The sequence below is a fragment of the uncultured Shewanella sp. genome (genome assembly GCF_947495455.1).
GTDB lineage: Bacteria > Pseudomonadota > Gammaproteobacteria > Enterobacterales > Shewanellaceae > Shewanella.
Genome location: NZ_CANLZC010000004.1, coordinates 12,881 through 29,804, shown reverse-complemented (window position 1 = coordinate 29,804; position 16,924 = coordinate 12,881). Strand labels below are relative to the sequence as shown.

Annotated in this window: 20 protein-coding genes; 18 read left to right on the top strand and 2 right to left on the bottom strand. The window is 42.0% G+C overall.

Going from position 1 to position 16,924, the window contains the following annotated elements; translation table 11 throughout:
* Nucleotides 1-2: 2 nt before the first annotated feature.
* The 15 genes from Q0791_RS02240 to Q0791_RS02170 are packed head-to-tail and all read left to right on the top strand — an operon-like array spanning nt 3 to nt 12,974.
* Nucleotides 3-1,106, top strand: a complete 1,104-nt coding sequence (locus tag Q0791_RS02240; RefSeq protein ID WP_299002317.1) for a DUF2586 domain-containing protein — start codon at nt 3-5, stop codon at nt 1,104-1,106.
* 9 nt (nt 1,107-1,115) lie between these two features.
* Nucleotides 1,116-1,568 carry a phage protein gene (locus Q0791_RS02235; protein WP_299002315.1) on the top strand — a complete coding sequence of 151 codons (453 nt, stop codon included), beginning with the start codon at nt 1,116-1,118 and terminating at the stop codon, nt 1,566-1,568.
* On the top strand, nt 1,568-2,188 hold the full coding sequence (locus Q0791_RS02230; protein ID WP_299002314.1) for a hypothetical protein: 621 nt from the start codon (nt 1,568-1,570) through the stop codon (nt 2,186-2,188). The genes Q0791_RS02235 and Q0791_RS02230 overlap by 1 nt, the downstream gene beginning before the upstream one ends.
* Before the next feature lie 35 nt (nt 2,189-2,223).
* Nucleotides 2,224-2,526 (top strand): putative phage tail assembly chaperone, encoded by a 303-nt coding sequence (locus Q0791_RS02225; RefSeq protein WP_299002312.1) that lies wholly within the window; start codon nt 2,224-2,226, stop codon nt 2,524-2,526.
* A gap of 5 nt (nt 2,527-2,531) precedes the next feature.
* On the top strand, nt 2,532-2,681 hold the full coding sequence (locus Q0791_RS02220; protein WP_299002311.1) for a hypothetical protein: 150 nt from the start codon (nt 2,532-2,534) through the stop codon (nt 2,679-2,681).
* Nucleotides 2,681-5,125: a phage tail tape measure protein gene (locus tag Q0791_RS02215; RefSeq protein WP_299002309.1), complete on the top strand. Its 2,445-nt coding sequence runs from the start codon at nt 2,681-2,683 to the stop codon at nt 5,123-5,125. Before Q0791_RS02220 ends, Q0791_RS02215 begins: the two co-directional genes overlap by 1 nt.
* Complete coding sequence (locus tag Q0791_RS02210) at nt 5,122-5,442, top strand: DUF2590 family protein (protein ID WP_299002308.1); 321 nt, start codon at nt 5,122-5,124, stop codon at nt 5,440-5,442. Before Q0791_RS02215 ends, Q0791_RS02210 begins: the two co-directional genes overlap by 4 nt.
* On the top strand, nt 5,439-6,578 hold the full coding sequence (locus Q0791_RS02205) for a baseplate J/gp47 family protein (RefSeq protein ID WP_299002307.1): 1,140 nt from the start codon (nt 5,439-5,441) through the stop codon (nt 6,576-6,578). Before Q0791_RS02210 ends, Q0791_RS02205 begins: the two co-directional genes overlap by 4 nt.
* Nucleotides 6,575-7,096 carry a phage tail protein gene (locus Q0791_RS02200; protein WP_299002305.1) on the top strand — a complete coding sequence of 174 codons (522 nt, stop codon included), beginning with the start codon at nt 6,575-6,577 and terminating at the stop codon, nt 7,094-7,096. The genes Q0791_RS02205 and Q0791_RS02200 overlap by 4 nt, the downstream gene beginning before the upstream one ends.
* Nucleotides 7,093-9,819, top strand: a complete 2,727-nt coding sequence (locus tag Q0791_RS02195) for a phage tail protein (RefSeq protein WP_299002304.1) — start codon at nt 7,093-7,095, stop codon at nt 9,817-9,819. The genes Q0791_RS02200 and Q0791_RS02195 overlap by 4 nt, the downstream gene beginning before the upstream one ends.
* Before the next feature lie 39 nt (nt 9,820-9,858).
* A complete protein-coding gene (locus tag Q0791_RS02190) occupies nt 9,859-10,209 on the top strand; it encodes a hypothetical protein (protein WP_299002303.1) in 351 nt (116 codons plus the stop codon).
* 9 nt (nt 10,210-10,218) lie between these two features.
* Entirely contained in the window at nt 10,219-10,860 is a 642-nt protein-coding gene (locus Q0791_RS02185) for a hypothetical protein (protein ID WP_299002302.1), read from the top strand.
* Nucleotides 10,861-10,864: 4 nt separating this feature from the next.
* Entirely contained in the window at nt 10,865-11,347 is a 483-nt protein-coding gene (locus Q0791_RS02180) for a hypothetical protein (RefSeq protein WP_299002301.1), read from the top strand.
* Complete coding sequence (locus tag Q0791_RS02175; protein ID WP_299002300.1) at nt 11,347-12,054, top strand: hypothetical protein; 708 nt, start codon at nt 11,347-11,349, stop codon at nt 12,052-12,054. Before Q0791_RS02180 ends, Q0791_RS02175 begins: the two co-directional genes overlap by 1 nt.
* On the top strand, nt 12,027-12,974 hold the full coding sequence (locus tag Q0791_RS02170) for a hypothetical protein (protein ID WP_299002299.1): 948 nt from the start codon (nt 12,027-12,029) through the stop codon (nt 12,972-12,974). The genes Q0791_RS02175 and Q0791_RS02170 overlap by 28 nt, the downstream gene beginning before the upstream one ends.
* Here the strand turns inward: Q0791_RS02170 and Q0791_RS02165 are convergent.
* Entirely contained in the window at nt 12,954-14,048 is a 1,095-nt protein-coding gene (locus tag Q0791_RS02165; RefSeq protein WP_299002298.1) for a site-specific integrase, read from the bottom strand. The genes Q0791_RS02170 and Q0791_RS02165 overlap by 21 nt on opposite strands.
* A 125-nt stretch (nt 14,049-14,173) precedes the next feature.
* Between Q0791_RS02165 and dusA the strand changes: the two genes are divergently transcribed.
* The 3 genes from dusA to Q0791_RS02150 all read left to right on the top strand — a co-directional run bounded on the left by dusA (nt 14,174) and on the right by Q0791_RS02150 (nt 16,021).
* Entirely contained in the window at nt 14,174-15,160 is a 987-nt protein-coding gene (gene dusA, locus Q0791_RS02160) for a tRNA dihydrouridine(20/20a) synthase DusA (protein ID WP_299002297.1), read from the top strand.
* 225 nt (nt 15,161-15,385) lie between these two features.
* Nucleotides 15,386-15,691, top strand: coding sequence for a hypothetical protein (locus Q0791_RS02155; RefSeq protein ID WP_299002296.1), 306 nt, complete (start codon nt 15,386-15,388; stop codon nt 15,689-15,691).
* 138 nt (nt 15,692-15,829) lie between these two features.
* Nucleotides 15,830-16,021, top strand: coding sequence for a PspC domain-containing protein (locus tag Q0791_RS02150; RefSeq protein WP_299002295.1), 192 nt, complete (start codon nt 15,830-15,832; stop codon nt 16,019-16,021).
* 114 nt (nt 16,022-16,135) lie between these two features.
* On the opposite strand, the gene Q0791_RS02145 is transcribed toward Q0791_RS02150, so the two are convergent.
* On the bottom strand, nt 16,136-16,891 hold the full coding sequence (locus tag Q0791_RS02145; protein WP_299002294.1) for an enoyl-CoA hydratase-related protein: 756 nt from the start codon (nt 16,889-16,891) through the stop codon (nt 16,136-16,138).
* Nucleotides 16,892-16,924: the final 33 nt, after the last annotated feature.

Genomic DNA, 16,924 nt, shown 5'->3' with positions numbered 1-16,924 from the left:
TCATGGCACAAGGTAAGGTTAGTGTCGCCGCGCTCAATACGGGCAGCGGCGCAACAAAAGAGGTTGAGCGCACCATGTTGTTTGTTGGTGTTGCAGCCACAGTCAGTGAGCAAATTGAGCCTATTAATGCGCAGTCTGATTTTGATGCACAATTCGGTGAAGCTGACTCCGATCTAAAAACTCAGCTTAAAGCATGGGTGCGCAATGGCGACGATCTTGTTTCGGGTTATGCACTGGCCATTAATGAAAGTGATAATGTGTTTGATGCCATTAACAAGGCTATGGATGAGAATATTTATCCTGAAATGATAGCCATTTGCTTACCTGTGACGGGTAAAGCAGAGGTGGAAGCCTACCAAGGGGCAGCACTCGAAATGCTATCAAAGCATGCGCGTTATTTACGGTTACTCATTGCGGTGCCAGGCATTGATAGTTTGACTCAAACATGGTCTGAATATAATGCCTCATTGACACCGATTAGTGATGGTGTTGTGGCTGTAAATGTTGCGCTTATCCCTCAAATACACGGAGACGAGTTAGGCGCCGTGGCAGGGCGTTTATGTAAACGCAGTGTCACTATAGCCGATAGTCCCATGCGTGTATTAACGGGGGCCATGTCGTTATCACCTGCACCCCTCGATAAAAACGGTGCGCCATTGACTAATGCCACATTAGCGGCACTGGATGCACAGCGTTTTAGTTGTACTCAATATTATCCTGGATTCGATGGCACTTACTTTGGTGATGTGCAATTGCTTGATGCCGAAGGCGGCGATTTTCAGACCATTGAGATTGGCCGTATTGTCGATAAAGCTGCGCGGGAAGTGCGGATCAAAGCCATTCACCAAATTAAAAACCGTCGTTTGAATAATTCACCATCGGGGATCGCCTTTGGTAAGCGAGTACTGGGTAAGCCGCTGCGTGATATGTCAAAGCCTATCAATATTGGTGCAGATAAATTTCCTGGTGATATTCGTCCACCGAAAGATGATGCCGTGAGTTTAACCTTTATGAATGAACGCCAGCTGCGTGTCATTTTAAAAGTACAGCCCGTCGATAGTCCATCTGAAATATTGGTTGGCATCATGTTAGACCGCAGCGAATAGGAGTTAATCATGACAGTAAAAGCGCTAGGTGGTAAAGATTTTGATTGTTTCATCGGTGACAAAATGGTTCATGTTATCGAAGCGTCCGTAAAAATAACCGATGGTCGTAAAGCGAAAAAAGTGCGCGGAATTACTAAAGGTTTTGTTGATGGTCCAGTCGATGCTGAAGTGACCATAAAGCTAGATCACGAAAATTTTTTGTTAGTGCAAGAGCAAGCAGCGTCGGCTGGGAGCTGGAAAGGCATAGAGCCGTTCGATATTAGTTTTCTAGCCGAAGTGGATGCGGGTAAAAAGAATGTCGAGGCCTTTGGCGTATTACCTCAGCTTGATGATGTGTTGAGCTTTAAGGCGGAAGGGGGCGAAGAAGATGTCACAACCATAAAAGGGCTTGTGACCAGCTCTGATTTTGTCAAAATAAACGGCATTCCGTATTTAACTGAAGATGAAGTCAGGGATCTCTAATGGCAAAAATACCCCCCATTTCAATTGATGTACTTTTAAGCGTGATGAAGCGTAAACAACATTGTGTGTTTAAAGGTGAATTAAACCTTAACATCATTGGTGTTCGCAGTAGTGATTATCGCGCCAATACTTTTAATGACATGATTTGTGTTTTGTATCAACAAAAAAGTAAGTGGCAATTAAAGCAATATAAAGCGACTACAGATGCGGGGCTTTATTTTAGAAAACGCCCTTGTCACGTTGATGGTACAGCCGTGCTTGTACCTATGCAGTACAAAAGTTGTTGGCGTTTGGGGTATCACAGAGGGCAGTATGCTGCATTAGTGCAACGTGGTCCTATGACTGTTTTACGTGATAACAATAAGAATAGTGTGCTTGATACCAGTACCGATAACGCTCAATTACAAATCGGCTATTTTGGCATTAATTGTCATCGAGCCAGTGCACAGCATGAGTCAAAAAGGGTGGATAAATGGAGCGCGGGTTGTCAGGTCTTCGCTAATCCAAATGACTTTGATGAGTTTATGACTCTGTGCCGAGAATCTGCCCAAACATATGGCCCTCATTTTAGTTACACCTTACTTGAACAAGTAGATCTTCAAATAAAAGAAGTCGCTTAAAACCTATTTTATTCATTAATACAGAGAGAACCATTATGGCGTTAGAGCAAACCATTACATTAGAAGTTGACGACAATGAATTTAGTTTTGATGTGGATATCACGTCGTACAACAAGTATATCAATACCAATAACCATCAGAATAAAGTGCAGCCAGCCACTAATTTTTTACTGTCAGTGGTGAAAGAAGAACACCGAAAAAGCTTGAAAGAGTTTTTAACCTTACCTGGTGCATCTATGCATTTAGTGGCATCGGTTGTCGAAGAGTATCAGCCTGAGTTTAATATCACAGTAAAAAAATCGAGCAGCGAGCAAGAGATATCGCTCGGAGCAGAGTAGATCAATTGCTTGCTTATCAGGCTAAGTGGCTTCCCCATCATGATATTACCGAAGACAGCTTAGCCACCGCATTATTTTTAGAAAACGATTATCAAAACCAACAAACTCTCGCCGTGAATAACGGCATTTGTCGAGCATTATCAGGTGAGGATTAATGATGAGTGGATTAAGTCGATTAGAACGACTCATGTACACAATCGGTGTTGTTGATAGAGCCACGGGCCCTGTTAATCAGATCATGAATCGTATTAATCAATTGAGTCAGCGAACCGCCAGCGCTCAACAAACTATGATGCAAGGTTTTGTGGGTGCCGCAGGCGGTGCCATGATGCTGGTTGGCTCCCTTAATCCAGCCATTGCCGCTAATCAGGCGTTAGGTGAGGTGGCATCATTGGGTGTGGCGGACTCATCATTACAACAACTTAATAATACCGCTATTAACTTTACCGCTAAATATGGTGGTAATGCTGCAGATGTCATTAGCGCATCTTATGATATTCAATCATCCATTGCAGGACTAACAGGCAAAGAGTTAAGCGCGTTTACTAATGCTTCGGCTGTGATGGCTAAAGGCACCAAAGCAAGTGCCAGTACTGCTACTAATTATCTTGGAACAATGTATGGCATTTATCAAGAAAATGCCAGGGCAATGGGAAAAAGTGACTGGGTTGAGCAATTAGCCGGTCAAACTGCCAGTGCTGTTCGCATGTTTAAAACCAATGGTACTGAGATGTCAGGCGCTTTTGCTAGCCTTGGTGCGGATGCGCAAAGTCATGGTATTAAAATGGCTGAATCCATGGCGGTACTCGGGCAGCTGCAAGCTACCATGTCGGGCAGTGAAGCAGGCACTAAATATAAAGCCTTTTTATCGGGGGTGGGTAATGCTCAAAAAGCATTAGGTATACAACTTACTGATACCACAGGCAAGCTCTTACCTATGCCGCAAGTGTTAGATCGCTTAACGCAAAAGTTTGGCAATATAGATACTGTGGCTAAATCGGACGCCCTTAAAAAAGCCTTTGGCAGTGATGAAGCTACAGCATTAATTAAATTGCTATTGCCGCAAGTTGATCAATTAAAGAATAATATTCATGAGTTAAATCAACAAACAGGTATGCAAACGGCCATTGATATGGCCGATGCGCAAACATCTGCATGGGAGCGTTTAAGCGGCGGATTTAATGCCCTTGCGACTACATTAGGTCAAGCTGTGTTGCCCATCATAGAACCCGTGGTGGATGTATTGGCGATGATGCTAAACGGTGCTCGGCTCCTCAGTGAGCAATTCCCTATGCTTACAGGAGTAGCGGTGACTTTATCGTTAGCTATTGTAGGTGCAATGCTGGCCATGGGGGCATTTAATATTATTTCGGGGTTATCACGTTACGGTTTGGTTGGCCTAAGTGGTGTCACTCAAGCCTATGCCATTGTGATGAATAAAGCCACTATGGCCATTAACTGGGGCCGTCGAGCCTTACTTCATTGGCAATATCAGGTCATCTGGAGCGGGGGGGTGTTAGCTGCACTTAAAGCGATGTTTATTTCAGCAACGGCTAGTGCGTGGGCCTTTACATATGCGTTATTGTCTAATCCTATTACTTGGCTTGCAATGGCCGTTATTGCATTCGCGGGGGTGATTTCTCATTATTGGCAGCCGATATCAGCTTTTATATCGGGGTTTTGGGATGGGTTTAAGCAAGGTTTTGCCCCTGTTATTGCTATTTTTAGTGCCTTGGGCAGCGCGTTATCATCTGTTGGTGAGCTATTCTCTTGGGTGGCTAGCAAGGTCGGTGAATTATTTTCTTGGTTTGCCAGCTTATTAAGTCCAGTTAATGCCAGTGAAGAAGCACTTGCGAGTGCTGTGCAAGGAGGGGCGCTGTTCGGTCAAGTATTAGGTAATATTTTTGCATTTTTCAACCCTATTGCAGCGCTCATTCAAGTTGTTACTCACTTAATTGAGTTAATAAGCTGGGCCAGTAGTGCCGTAAGTGATTTCTTTGGCATGGGTGATGATATAAAACTTGATGCTAACGTCACTAAAAGCGTGAACACTACTCAGCAAGCACTCACTCAACCCCAAGACTTAACATCAAATAACGCCTTAAGTGCTAATGATATCGTGTCGGGAAACCTTGCGAGTGTTCATGACATTACTAATCGTATTACCAATGCTAATCAAGGGGCGCAACAAGTCGCATCGGGTGAGTCTTCAAATGTGCACGACATTACTAATCGTATTAGCAATATCAATCATCGGACACAACAAATTGCATCGGGTAATACTTCAAATGTGATCAGCATTAACGAGCGTATTGCCCAAGTTAACCAAAATGCAGCGCAGTTTACCCCCCAAGGCTTAGCGAGTGTGCAAGAGGTTAATCAGAAAATTGATAATGCAAATAGCTCAGCTAAAACAATCAATGAAAATGTTGATCGCCGTGTTGAACGTTCATCCTATTTGCAATCACTGTCGAGCAGTAATAATACCAATAATCAAAATTCCACAGATAACAGTAAACGTGTGTATATCGATAATCTCACTTTGCAATCGGATAGCCCAGAGCAAACCGCTGAGTACATGATGGAGTTGGCGGGATGATCCACATTGACTTAAATATTCTCGATGGCGATTTAGATTTTAATAGTGTGTTTGAGCCAAGTCAGTTAACTGAAGCGCAAGTCATCGCTCAAGACATTAAACACCGCATTATTGAATCCGGCATGTTAACGCGTTTAATTAAGCTGCGTAACAACAATGCGATTGCCCCCATTTTAACTGAACTTGAACTTGAAGTTGAAAAAGATGATCGATTAATCCCTGGCACCATCGAGTTGTTTTATAACAGTGACCATACGTTATCAATACATGCAGATACCAGGCAATACCATATTAATACGCAAGCGGGTTCCTTATGAACGAAGTCGATTTTAAACGCATTATGCAGCAAGCGGGCATTCCAACTGATAGTGATGGGATACAAGCCAAGCTGGAATCTATTTTAGAAAGTAGTGATTTTGTGATTAATAACAAATCGCCTATGAGCCCGTTTTGGCGTTTACAAAAAGCCATGGTAACAGAGCCTGCGTTAGATTTGATTAATACCTTAGCAACGCAAATTATGCCGAACTCTTTTGCCAGACTAGCAAAAGATGAATGGCTAGATTTACACGGCGATGCGCGTAATTTACCCCGTTTAACCGATGTAAAAGCCCAAGGACATATTACCTTTAACCGAGCTGATACCACAAGTTCCCTTGTCATCGCGGCGGGAACTCGCATTCATTCAATGCCTATTAATGGAATTGTTTATACATTAATCACTTTATTTGATACTGAATTTCCAGTCAATGAAAGCCAAGTACAAGTGGTGGCGGAGGCAGAATATTCAGGTAAAAATTATAACTTGAGTCGGGGTTATTATGTGTATTTAGACGAACCGATCGAAGGTGTGAGCATTACCAATAATGACGACTGGCTTATTACAGCGGGTCAAGATGTTGAAACCAATGAAAACTATCAACTTAGGTTTCGTGATGCATTCGCTACTTTAGGCAATTATCACGTCGATTCCTTATATCGCACTATGATTGCAACGTATACCGGTATTAGTGCTGACAATATCGTTTTTGATAAAACCGCCCCACGTGGACCGGGCTCCGTTGATGTGTATTTGTATTTAGATGTGGGCCAAGTTAGCCAAGCATTATTAGATCGTATTAATGATTATATTGCAGCGGGGAATCATGGCGACGGTGATGATTTAAAGGTTTTTGCTGTACCACTTTTAAGCATAGATATTGAAGTGAGTTTATTGCAACACATTAATACTCAAGATAAACGCAGTGATATAGAGCAATTTATTCGCGCAGCGTTTAGGCAAAACAATGATTACCAACCCACTCGCTGTAAGCCAGATGAATTATTCAGTTTCAGTCAATTAGAAGCTGAATTACATAATGAATTTTCTGAAATAAAAAGCATTAAATTTGCGAATAATAATATCACGCCATCCTTGTCACTCCCATTGCCAGACAAGGTGACATTTGCATGAATCCATTAGCCTCGCAATTACCTATCTGGCTACAGTCTAACGATGTGAACGCGTTGGCAAAAGTCATAGAACTATTTTGGCGGAATATTGAAAGCTATTTGTATTGGTGGTTGACTCAGCAACACTCTGAAGACAGTGATATTCAAATTTTAGACTTGCTCGCGTGGGAGCGGGGGATCACACGTTTAGAAAATGAATCAATAGAAATCTATGGTAAAAGAGTGATCCATGCCTTTGCCAATGCTAAAGATGCAGGCAGCCCAGCAGGCATGAAGGCCATTTTTGCTCGCTTAGGGCTCGATATTATTGATATTAACGAACGAGTCGAAGGTTTCGATTGGGATCAAATTGAAATCCTGATGCTAGAAAGCCAATTTGCTGAGCGCGAGGAATTAATTAACGCCATTATTGCCAGCTATGGCCGCACTTGTCGCCGCTATTTTTTAAGTGGAGTGGCTACAGCCAATAGCGACGAGCGTTTTGCATTGATTGAATTTGAAAAAGAGGTCATTGGATGAGCCAATTAGTGATTACAAACTCAGGTATTGATTATAAAAATGCCGTATTTGCAGGGGATGAAGTGCAAAATATCACGCACTTTGTGTTTGCCTACATTCCAGAGTTAGACCCTGATTTACCGATTGATCCTGATAGCACAATTGATGCTAGCCATATTGTTGCGTCTCACCCGATTGAGCGAGTCTCTAAGCTCAACGGCAATGCAGTGATCATGAGTACAGTTTTGGATTATAGCGTGGGTGACTTTACCTATAATGCTTATGGCGTCATGGCCACTAAAACCAATGGTGATGAGGTCTTGATTGCCATTGTTCATACCAGTTCGCAAACCAAGACAAAAACCGTTGGTGCGGTCACGGGCAATTATAGCGTGAAAAGTATCGTCTGGCGCGGCGTGAGCGTGGCGGGTGAATTAAATGTCACCTTATCAACACTGCCATGGCAAGTCAGTGACAGTGAATTTTTACGCAGTGACGACTTTGCCGCGCATTTAAGCCACGCTAATCCGCATTCTCAATATGTGTTAAATAACGATGTGCCAAGCATCATGAAGGGCACTATCACGAGTCCCATTTATTTAGCTGATATTAATATTAAATCTCCACCGCTGGCACCTGGATTTTATTATCAAACGGCATCAGCGGCGGCAAAATTTGAGCGTGGGTATCCTATCACCCGTGCGGGTTCGTTAGAAGTGACTAAAGCAACATCACAGGGCGTTGTGTACACATATAAAGAATATGATAGCGGTGAGACTTATGTGTGCGGTTTATACAATGATGTGTGGACAGATTGGCAACGTTTGTTTGATACCAGCAAGCCGCCAACGGCTAGCCAAGTGGGCGCGGTATCGTTGTCAGGCACCGCAGCAAACGCGAGTAAGTTAGAGGGCAAAGCCAAGGCGCAAGTGGTTAGTGAAGCGCGGTCGGGGTTACTTACAACATCGGGAACGGCGGCGAACTCAAATAAGCTTGATAATAAAACCCGCGCTCAATTAGTGGCCGAAGCACGGTCTGGCTTGCTCACTACATCGGGCACGGCGGCAAACGCGAGTAAGTTAGAAAATAAAACTAAAGCGCAAGTGGTCGCAGAGGCCAAAGCAGGGCTTATTCCATCCACAAGCGGCAATCAGGTTTTCAGTGGTCGACTCGTTGCGTCGGCGAGAGAAGGTGGAATGTACGGGGTTTATGACAGCACTAAAACTCAAAATATTTGGTCAATGGGGGAAAGGTACAGAGTTGCAAGCGATGGGGCTAACTTTGGCAGCCTTTATGGTTTAGCTTATAAGCACACTAATAATCTTACTGGCGGCACTATGGCTGGGGGCCATCAAATGGTGTGGTGTGAAAATGGTACTCCAAAAAGTGCTATCGGCTTGCATTTATGGACAAATGGTAATGTTTATGAAAAAGGCGAGATACTTTCTAGTCGATATCTTGCGAAGACAGCGAGAGCCTCCGACACCTCAAAATTTCTGGGCTATGGGTTATCCTCTTCATCAACAGCTAATACTGCTGTTTTGAGAAATGGCAGTGGGAATGTATTAGCACATTCATTTTATGAAGATGGTGTATCACTAGCAGGCAAATACCTTGGGAAAACAGCGAGAGCCTCTGACACCTCCAAATTTTTAGGATACGGATTATCATCTGATCATAGCGCTAATACCGTTGTATTACGATCAATCAATGGCAATATATACGCAAAGACTCTTTATGAAAATAACGTTTCACTTACAAACAAATATTTAGGGAAAACAGCGAGAGCCTCTGACACCTCCAAATTTTTAGGATACGGATTATCATCTGATCACGGCGCTAATACCGTTGTATTACGATCAATCAATGGCAATGTATACGCAAAGGCTCTTTATGAAAATAATATTTCACTTAAAAATAAATATTTAGAAAAAACAGCAAGGGCGCAGGATAGCTATAAATTAGGCGGTTTAACACCTACTTCGGGAGCAACTCCAAGTACGATTATGATCCGTAACAGTTCTGGTGATTCAGCGCTTAGAAAGTTAACTAGTGAATATCAAGATTTTTCTCGAAATACTGAAACATTTAATCATTCAACGCTAGAAGCCGGAAATTTAATGTTTAGAGCATATGGCTCTTTGGCTTTAAGAGTGATGAAAATATCTGATTTTGTTGATTATCTCATATCTGTATTACCGACAAACTCTGGCGGCACTGGCGGTGGTTCTGGTGGCGGAGGTGGTGGAGGTGGTTGTTTTGCATTAGGCACTAAAGTCTTGCTCGCAAACGGTCAAGAAACCGCGATGGAAACTCTGAAAGTGGGTGATGCTATTCGCGCCTTTTCTCATCCTGTATTAGCAACGGGCCGTAATGATGAATCTTGGCGCTTGGCAAGCTCAATAAATCTTGATGGCAGCCTGTTATCAACGGCTATTGTTAAACATGTCATGCTCAATAGCTATGACAATTATTACTTAATTAACAATTCACTTGAAGTGACTTATGAGCACCCATTATTAACTTATTCGCCCCGATTTAACGATTGGCGTTGGCTCGCAGCTGAGCATATTCAGGTAGGTGACAACATTCTAACCGAAGCTGGCGAGATGATGAAGATTGAGTCCCATGTGTTTATTGATGCCCCCTTAAATACGGTCAATATCGATGTTGAGGAACTGGATAACTATTTTGTTAAGTTGAGGGAGCATTGGTTGTTAGCACACAACTCAAATAAAGATTGATTCTAATACTATTTATAAATTTTAAAAGGAAGCAAAAAAATGGCATTTACACACGCATTTACCGATGTACATGGGTTAACTCATACTGCCGCAATTATGGCCATTAGCTACATTGGTCGCAGTGGAAATACAAGTACCGAATTGCAGTTAAACGGTGATACCTATCAGTCCAATATGAACAATTATCATAATATTAATTACCGTGTCGTCTACTGGCCTGATCAAGCCAAGAAAGATGAGGGCGCGTTGCCGATGGAATATATTCATAGTGATAACTCACGTGATTTTAACTCACAAATTACAGAAGAAGCGGGGCTTGATAATGATGCATTAGTTCTGCTTGCTGAAACCCACTTTAAAGAAAGTGTTCTCAATATAGCGCCAGAGTAGCGGTAAGCAATGCACTGTATTAGCCATCACAGTTATGCGCCTAGTTCGGGCGCAACTAGCGCCCAAGGTTTCTTGAGTTTATCGCATGGGTTAAATGATTTAAGCCGATCTCAGCGGCCTGAGCAATTTAATGCGTTATTAGTTTATACATCATCAAAACACGCTGAAAAGTTAGCATCAAATTTAACGGCAATAAATGCATATTGTCCTTTACCTGTATTTCTTGAGGCTGCCCGATTTGCTGTCAGTTGGTCGACGTTAGAGTCAGATAAAATGCAGTGCGGGCTAGCCTGTAGCCAGTCATTAGAGTGGAGGCATATTGCAGATGAAAGGGCGCTGTTACCTTTGGCGCAGCAGTATCATGATATGGGATTATCTCAGGTTAATGATGTCGGTAAAAATCTAATTAGTGATATTGATGGAGCGCTAGCTGAGCTTGAGAGTTTAAAGACGGCTCGTGATGAAAGGCTAACACAGTTTACATTCACACCGTTAAATCATGGTGTAAATGTAGAGCAATTGAGCGCTGCGAGTGCAAGAGGTTTAGCGGAGCAAATCAAAGCGCGAGGTGATAATAATCCCCATTGGGTGCAATGTTTATTTGTCGGTGATGAAAACGAGTTATCACAACTTATGTCAGTTTTAGGGTAGATAAATGATCACATTGAATGGTTGGCAAGTGCCAGGTTATGAAACGAAAGTCAAATGCGGTTTCAAGCTGGCGGGGGAAGACTTGTCGGGCGCCGGCTCTTTTTTAATTAATGCCGATAACGGCATAAAAGCTGCGATATTAACGGTCACGACTAAGGTGCCTTTTGTTGATGTCACACAGTTAAAAGAGCTTGTGACGAAAGCAAAAGCGTTAGATGAAAATGGTGCTCGAGTGGCTTATACCATCAACTGTGATGTGGCTAGTGCGTTTAAGGTTCGTAAGGCTAAATTTGATGGTGAAGTGTCTGCAATCGAAGAAGATGAGGCTAAGGCATGGATGGTCTCTTTTAGATTAACAGAGCTGCTCAGTAAGTCCGAGCGTGAGCAACAGCAATTAGATAAAACGGCGATATCAAATACACAAGTGGTTGCCAGTGATGGCCACAATGAGGTGCAAGATAAGTTTGCGGCGCAGGATGGTCCATAATGACAGACACGGCAAAATTAACTAAAGTGCTCACCATTGACGGACGGCCTGTAATTAACATTGTTAGCGATCATGTGCAGTTAGATTTATTTTCAGCGGGTCGTGCCATCTTTATTGTGAATTGTGAAAGAGAGCCAAGCGGCTTGGTTGAATTGCATCTGGGTTATCAGGTATCTAATTTAACGCCTTATTTTTTAGGTGTCATCGAGAAGAAACATTTCAGCCAGGGAAAGTGGTTTTTAACTTGCCGTGAATTAATCGGGGCCTTATCTTTTCCAGCGCCGTTATCAATACGTTTTGCCACATTCAAGCAAGTGCTTTCGGAGCTATCTAAGCTTGGTGTTGAGTTTGTGCATCCTAATGCTGAATATATTAATTTACCTGTACCCTGTTTCTATCATCATGGCGACGGCATTAGTGCATTGCGCAGTTTAGGCCGTATTTATCAAATTACCGATTATATTTTTCAGCAGCGCCCAGATGGTAAAATTTATGTGGGCAGTTGGCATGATAGCGGCTGGGCTAAAAAACCAATTACAGATTTTTCAGAGCATCCGATTGTCACTAAGACCGCAACAACGGGAAAGCTATTGGTGATCCCTCAATTGCGACCAGGCATAAAACTCAATGGACGGTATATCACACAAGTGGTGTTATCTAAAAATACGCAGGAGATCACATGGTCAAAAACGCTATTAAGCGCTTAATATTGCGTTTATACCCTGAACTTGGTCAGCGAAAGCATGTGCCGCAATTGGCAGAAATCGTGCGCATTTATGATTTACCCGCTGATGTAGCTAAAGTAAGCAGCCCATTTAGAGCCTATAAAGCTGTGGATGTGCAATTGCTCGATGCGGTAACAGGCCAAGCTTTAGCTGTGCCTGTTTTTGAGCAAGTGACCTTAGCCACAGGGCAAGCCAATGACAGGGGCGTTTTTATATCGCCCAATGTTGGCATGCAATGCTTGATTCAATACATAGACGGTTTAGATTCTATGCCAGTGATCACCACGTTATTACCGTTTAATACCTTAGTTCCTGAGCATAGGCAATCAGATGTGACCTTGCAGCAATCAAGCCGTAGCAAAATTAGCGGCACCAATGAAGATTGGCATATTCAAACGGATGGCCGAATTAAGCAAACCACTCAAATATCCAGTGTTAACGCTCAGGTTCGTGAGCAAACTTATCATGAAAGAATGACCAATATCGCCACTCATGATAAAACTCTGATTGATGGCAATCAGATAAATGAAGTGATGGGAGCATTAAAAACTCAAGTGGGTGAAAAGGCATTATTGACAGCATTAGACAATTTATTACTTGGCAGTAAACAGCAAATTGATATTAAAGCCCATGCCAACATCAATATCGAAAGTTTAAAGATATTAGAGGCTAAGGCGGCCGATTTATCACGTGTGCAAGCTCCGAAAATCTGGCTAGGAAGTGACGAGGTTAACTTAGCGCAAATTGTGCTTGATTTAATTGCGGTAGTGAAAAGCATGAATACCACTTTAGCCGCGCACACACACGCGAGAGGTGCGCCACCCGATCAAGCCAGTAGCTTTAGCGGCTATCAATCACAAGCAACAGGATTAGATGGAAAATTAAGCCCTATCACCGCTTAATTCATTGGCAAATTTATCATGTAACTTATGCGGAAATAGTTGCGTGTAAACCGTCCACAAAATATTTAAGTTTCTGTGCCCAGTTACCTGGGCGACTTCTTCTAAAGAATACCCTTTTTCAAAAAGTCGGCTTGCTCCTTCCCGTCTTAAATCATGATAACGCAAATCTTCTATGCCTAGGGCGTTTCTTACACGTTGAAATCCAGCAGTCACAGAAGTGGGTTTGTAGGGGAAAATGAGATCATTAGTTTTTGGTTGTCGCATAGCGATATCGAAACTTCCAGCGAGTAAGGGGACAATCATATGATTGCCTTCTTTCTTCCTTGGGTCTTTGCGATCTCGCACTAAAATGGTCTTATGTTCTTCATTCAAGTCATCCCACCTAAGCTTGCACACTTCACCGATCCGCATGCAGGTTAAAATACTAAAATCGAGAATATCAATAAATGGTATGGTCAATTTCGTATTTGTACTGGCTTCCATTCGTTGTTTAAGACCGATTTTTAATTTATTGATTTCATTCTCGGTGGGGCGTCTGGTTCGTTTCTGGCTTTTACCGACAAGCCCCATTTCTATGAGGACGGGAACCGCATCGTCAAAAATGGCGACATTGGCTTTAATATTCCATACGGGATTAGCTTTTTTCATCACACTACGTAAATAGGCAATATCGTGATATATGGTTGCTGGCCCTGCTCCTGCATCGCGGCGGTTTTTGCAGTGCTCAATGAGATCACTTGTTTTTAGGGCATTTGTTTTGACTTTAGCTATATCGCAATCCATCAACATATTAATGACATAACGCTTAGTGCGGCCGGTCGCATTCCACAACTCATGGTTTTCAAAGTAGAGATTAAGAAGCTCTTTAATGGTGACGACTTTGTCGAGTTCTAAAATGTCATTTTCTTCTAAATACGTACACCGATTTTTCCCCCATGCCACAGCCAATGCTTTTTTAGAGAATGTTTTCTTCTCACGATGTATAATCTTGCCAGATTTTTTAACTCTGACTGTACAATGGTACGTAAAATCACCATTAACTTTTGCTCGTTTTTCGACTGAATATGACGCCATAATATGAAATCGTCCTACTAAAAAAGGGGCCCTATAGGGGCACCATACATCGAAACACGAGGAAGTTACAAGCACTTACAGGCAGTTCAGGTTAAATGCAATAATCAGTATTTTTAAGGTAAGTAATGAAAAGTAAAGAAAAAACCATTGATAGGACGCTTTCCGTTGCGCCCATGCTGGATTGGACGGATAAACATTATCGCTATTTTGCCCGATTAATGTCTGCTAAGGCGCTTTTGTATACCGAAATGGTGACAACGGGGGCTATCATTCATGGAAAAGGGGATTACCTTGCTTACAATGAAGAGGAACATCCGCTTGCTTTACAATTGGGGGGCTCAGATCCTAAAGCTTTAGCCATTTGTGCTAAAGAAGCTTATAAACGAGGTTATGATGAGGTCAACCTTAATGTGGGTTGTCCATCTGATCGGGTGCAAAATGGTCGTTTTGGCGCGTGTTTAATGGGTGAGCCTAAATTGGTTGCTGAATGTGTATCAAGCATGAAGCAAGCGGTTGATATTCCAATTACTGTTAAAACGCGGATCGGAATAGATGAACAAGACAGCTATGCTTTTTTAACTGAGTTTGTTGAAACTGTTACTGATGCGGGTTGCGATACTTTTATTATACATGCCCGTAAAGCTTGGCTTAATGGCCTCAGTCCAAAAGAGAATAGAGAAATTCCCCCGCTGGACTATGCTAGAGTGCATCAATTAAAGCGAGATTACCCACAGCTTAATCTGAGTATCAACGGCGGTATTAAAACATTAGAAGAGGCTAAGGTGCATTTAGACACGCTAAATGGCGTGATGATAGGCCGAGAGGCCTACCAAAATCCTTATATTCTCGCTCAAGTGGATCAGCAATTATGTGGATCAAACAGCGAAATACTCAGCCGTGATCAAGTCTTAGAAGCATTATTACCTTATGTAGAGAAACATGTTAGTCAAGGAGGCAGGTTAAATCATATTACTCGGCATATCATAGGGCTCTATCAAGGTGAAAAGGGATCGCGAATTTGGCGACGTCATTTAAGTGAAAATGCGCACAAGTCCGGTGCTGGCGTAGAAGTCATTTTAGGGGCAAGAGCAAAAATGGAGCAAGTGTCTTAAAAAGATGATTTAGCAAGATTGACCATATGTTGGTCAATTTTGCAAAACTGCATTACATATTGAATCTTCCACTCATAACTTTCCTTCGGTGAATTAATATATCCAAATAAAAACAATTGGTTAATGTTTTTGGCATGCTGCTTGCTTTCTTACTGATTACAATAGTTAAGTAAACCATTAATACTCATTTAATTGAGTGACTCAAACAGGAAAAGGAAGACCATCATGTTGACTTTAACAACTATGATCCATACGGCTAAAAAAGGTTTAGTGTCATTTGTTTTATTTGCTGGATTGACGGTATCGGCTCATGCTGACTCGCTATTGGATATGAATCTATCTCGTCATATTGAAAATAGCTTGGCAACGCAAATGGATGAGGCTGCTAATTCACTTAAATCAGAATTGTCACTTCTCATTCAATTACAAATGGCGGAAATGTTATTTGATCATGAGTTCGAAGCGATATTGGAGACTCAATCGAAAACTGTGATTGATGATGCTGAAGCTGATATGTGGGGGCAAGAATGAGCTTTTTGTCTTTTACGTTAGTGCTATTGCTAACACCGATTGCGAGTTTAGCATTTTTTGCCATGATCATTCGGTATTCCAATATAGTGAAATAATTTGAAAATTTACTGTTTAAATTGACCCGTGAAGGAGGTTCATATGCGTTCAACTTCTGCGAAATCTTCAAATTGTGAGGCTATTTTTTGTGGCGTGGTGGCAAGAGTATCGTCACGATTTGGCTGGTCTTGTTTTTGGACTCGAATTGTCAGTGGTATTTTAATTGTTATTAATCCCCTATTGGGTCTACTGACTTACTTGGTGCTTGCATGGTTATTTTCAAAATATGAATAATGGAGAGGGCATAGTCTGGTTTAATAGTTTGATTTAAAGGAAGCCAAGCAGATATGCGTCATGAACCCGCTTCCTCATTGGGCTATTGTGTTAAATTGTGTGTTAAATTGTGTGTTAAGTTGGCTTATGGCTTTTTTTGTTTAAAAAAGCATGAAAGCGTGTTTTGGCCTCATCACTTTTTAGTCGAGTGCTAAATTCTTCTAATTCGGCATGCATTTGTAAGCGGATCCCATCAATATTTCCTCGCATTAATCGGCGACTCGCCTGTAGTGCTTGAGGCGGCAGTGATGCCAACTTAGTGGCCTGATCTAAGGCAAAATCAAACAAACTGTCTGATGGTAATATATCATTGATAAGGTTTAATTTATTAGCAGTTTCAGCATCGAAGCTGTCTCCTAATAATAATAACTCAGCGGCTTTTTTTGGCCCGACGGTTTGGGCTAAGAGTAAACTGGATGCCGCTTCTGGCACTAGGGCTAAGTGAACAAAAGGTAGCTGAAATTTTGCGCTTTTGTCAGCGTACACTAAATCACAATGCAGTAACAGGGTTGTGCCTATTCCCACAGCGGCTCCCGCAACAGCAGCCACTATGGGTTTAGTGATATCCAGTAATGTAAATAAAAATCGAAAAGCGGGATGCTGGGGATCTATGTCAGTGTGTTTTAGAAAGTCTGTCAGATCATTTCCTGCGGTAAAACAATCAGCTTGCCCTTGGATCATAAAGGCGCGAATATCATTGTCTGAGTTACCTTGAATGAGGTATTCTGTTAATTGTGTATACATTTCTAGGTCAATTGCATTACGTTTTTCTGGTCGATTAAGTATCAATACGCGCACACCATTAACATCTTTAGCCTGGATTTTGCTCATACGTAATTTCCTTTATGACAATATGATAAATAT

What these genes read in the sequence shown, in the direction of transcription:
- Q0791_RS02200 (WP_299002305.1), top strand. Translation starts at nt 6,575, where the DNA reads ATGAATCCATTAGCCTCGCAATTACCTATCTGGCTACAGTCTAACGAT.
- Q0791_RS02185 (WP_299002302.1), top strand. Translation starts at nt 10,219, where the DNA reads ATGCACTGTATTAGCCATCACAGTTATGCGCCTAGTTCGGGCGCAACT.
- Q0791_RS02230 (WP_299002314.1), top strand. Translation starts at nt 1,568, where the DNA reads ATGGCAAAAATACCCCCCATTTCAATTGATGTACTTTTAAGCGTGATG.
- Q0791_RS02235 (WP_299002315.1), top strand. Translation starts at nt 1,116, where the DNA reads ATGACAGTAAAAGCGCTAGGTGGTAAAGATTTTGATTGTTTCATCGGT.
- Q0791_RS02180 (WP_299002301.1), top strand. Translation starts at nt 10,865, where the DNA reads ATGATCACATTGAATGGTTGGCAAGTGCCAGGTTATGAAACGAAAGTC.
- Q0791_RS02170 (WP_299002299.1), top strand. Translation starts at nt 12,027, where the DNA reads ATGGTCAAAAACGCTATTAAGCGCTTAATATTGCGTTTATACCCTGAA.
- Q0791_RS02215 (WP_299002309.1), top strand. Translation starts at nt 2,681, where the DNA reads ATGATGAGTGGATTAAGTCGATTAGAACGACTCATGTACACAATCGGT.
- Q0791_RS02210 (WP_299002308.1), top strand. Translation starts at nt 5,122, where the DNA reads ATGATCCACATTGACTTAAATATTCTCGATGGCGATTTAGATTTTAAT.
- Q0791_RS02225 (WP_299002312.1), top strand. Translation starts at nt 2,224, where the DNA reads ATGGCGTTAGAGCAAACCATTACATTAGAAGTTGACGACAATGAATTT.
- Q0791_RS02155 (WP_299002296.1), top strand. Translation starts at nt 15,386, where the DNA reads ATGTTGACTTTAACAACTATGATCCATACGGCTAAAAAAGGTTTAGTG.
- dusA (WP_299002297.1), top strand. Translation starts at nt 14,174, where the DNA reads ATGAAAAGTAAAGAAAAAACCATTGATAGGACGCTTTCCGTTGCGCCC.
- Q0791_RS02150 (WP_299002295.1), top strand. Translation starts at nt 15,830, where the DNA reads ATGCGTTCAACTTCTGCGAAATCTTCAAATTGTGAGGCTATTTTTTGT.
- Q0791_RS02205 (WP_299002307.1), top strand. Translation starts at nt 5,439, where the DNA reads ATGAACGAAGTCGATTTTAAACGCATTATGCAGCAAGCGGGCATTCCA.
- Q0791_RS02165 (WP_299002298.1), bottom strand. Translation starts at nt 14,048, where the DNA reads ATGGCGTCATATTCAGTCGAAAAACGAGCAAAAGTTAATGGTGATTTT.
- Q0791_RS02190 (WP_299002303.1), top strand. Translation starts at nt 9,859, where the DNA reads ATGGCATTTACACACGCATTTACCGATGTACATGGGTTAACTCATACT.
- Q0791_RS02195 (WP_299002304.1), top strand. Translation starts at nt 7,093, where the DNA reads ATGAGCCAATTAGTGATTACAAACTCAGGTATTGATTATAAAAATGCC.
- Q0791_RS02175 (WP_299002300.1), top strand. Translation starts at nt 11,347, where the DNA reads ATGACAGACACGGCAAAATTAACTAAAGTGCTCACCATTGACGGACGG.
- Q0791_RS02145 (WP_299002294.1), bottom strand. Translation starts at nt 16,891, where the DNA reads ATGAGCAAAATCCAGGCTAAAGATGTTAATGGTGTGCGCGTATTGATA.
- Q0791_RS02240 (WP_299002317.1), top strand. Translation starts at nt 3, where the DNA reads ATGGCACAAGGTAAGGTTAGTGTCGCCGCGCTCAATACGGGCAGCGGC.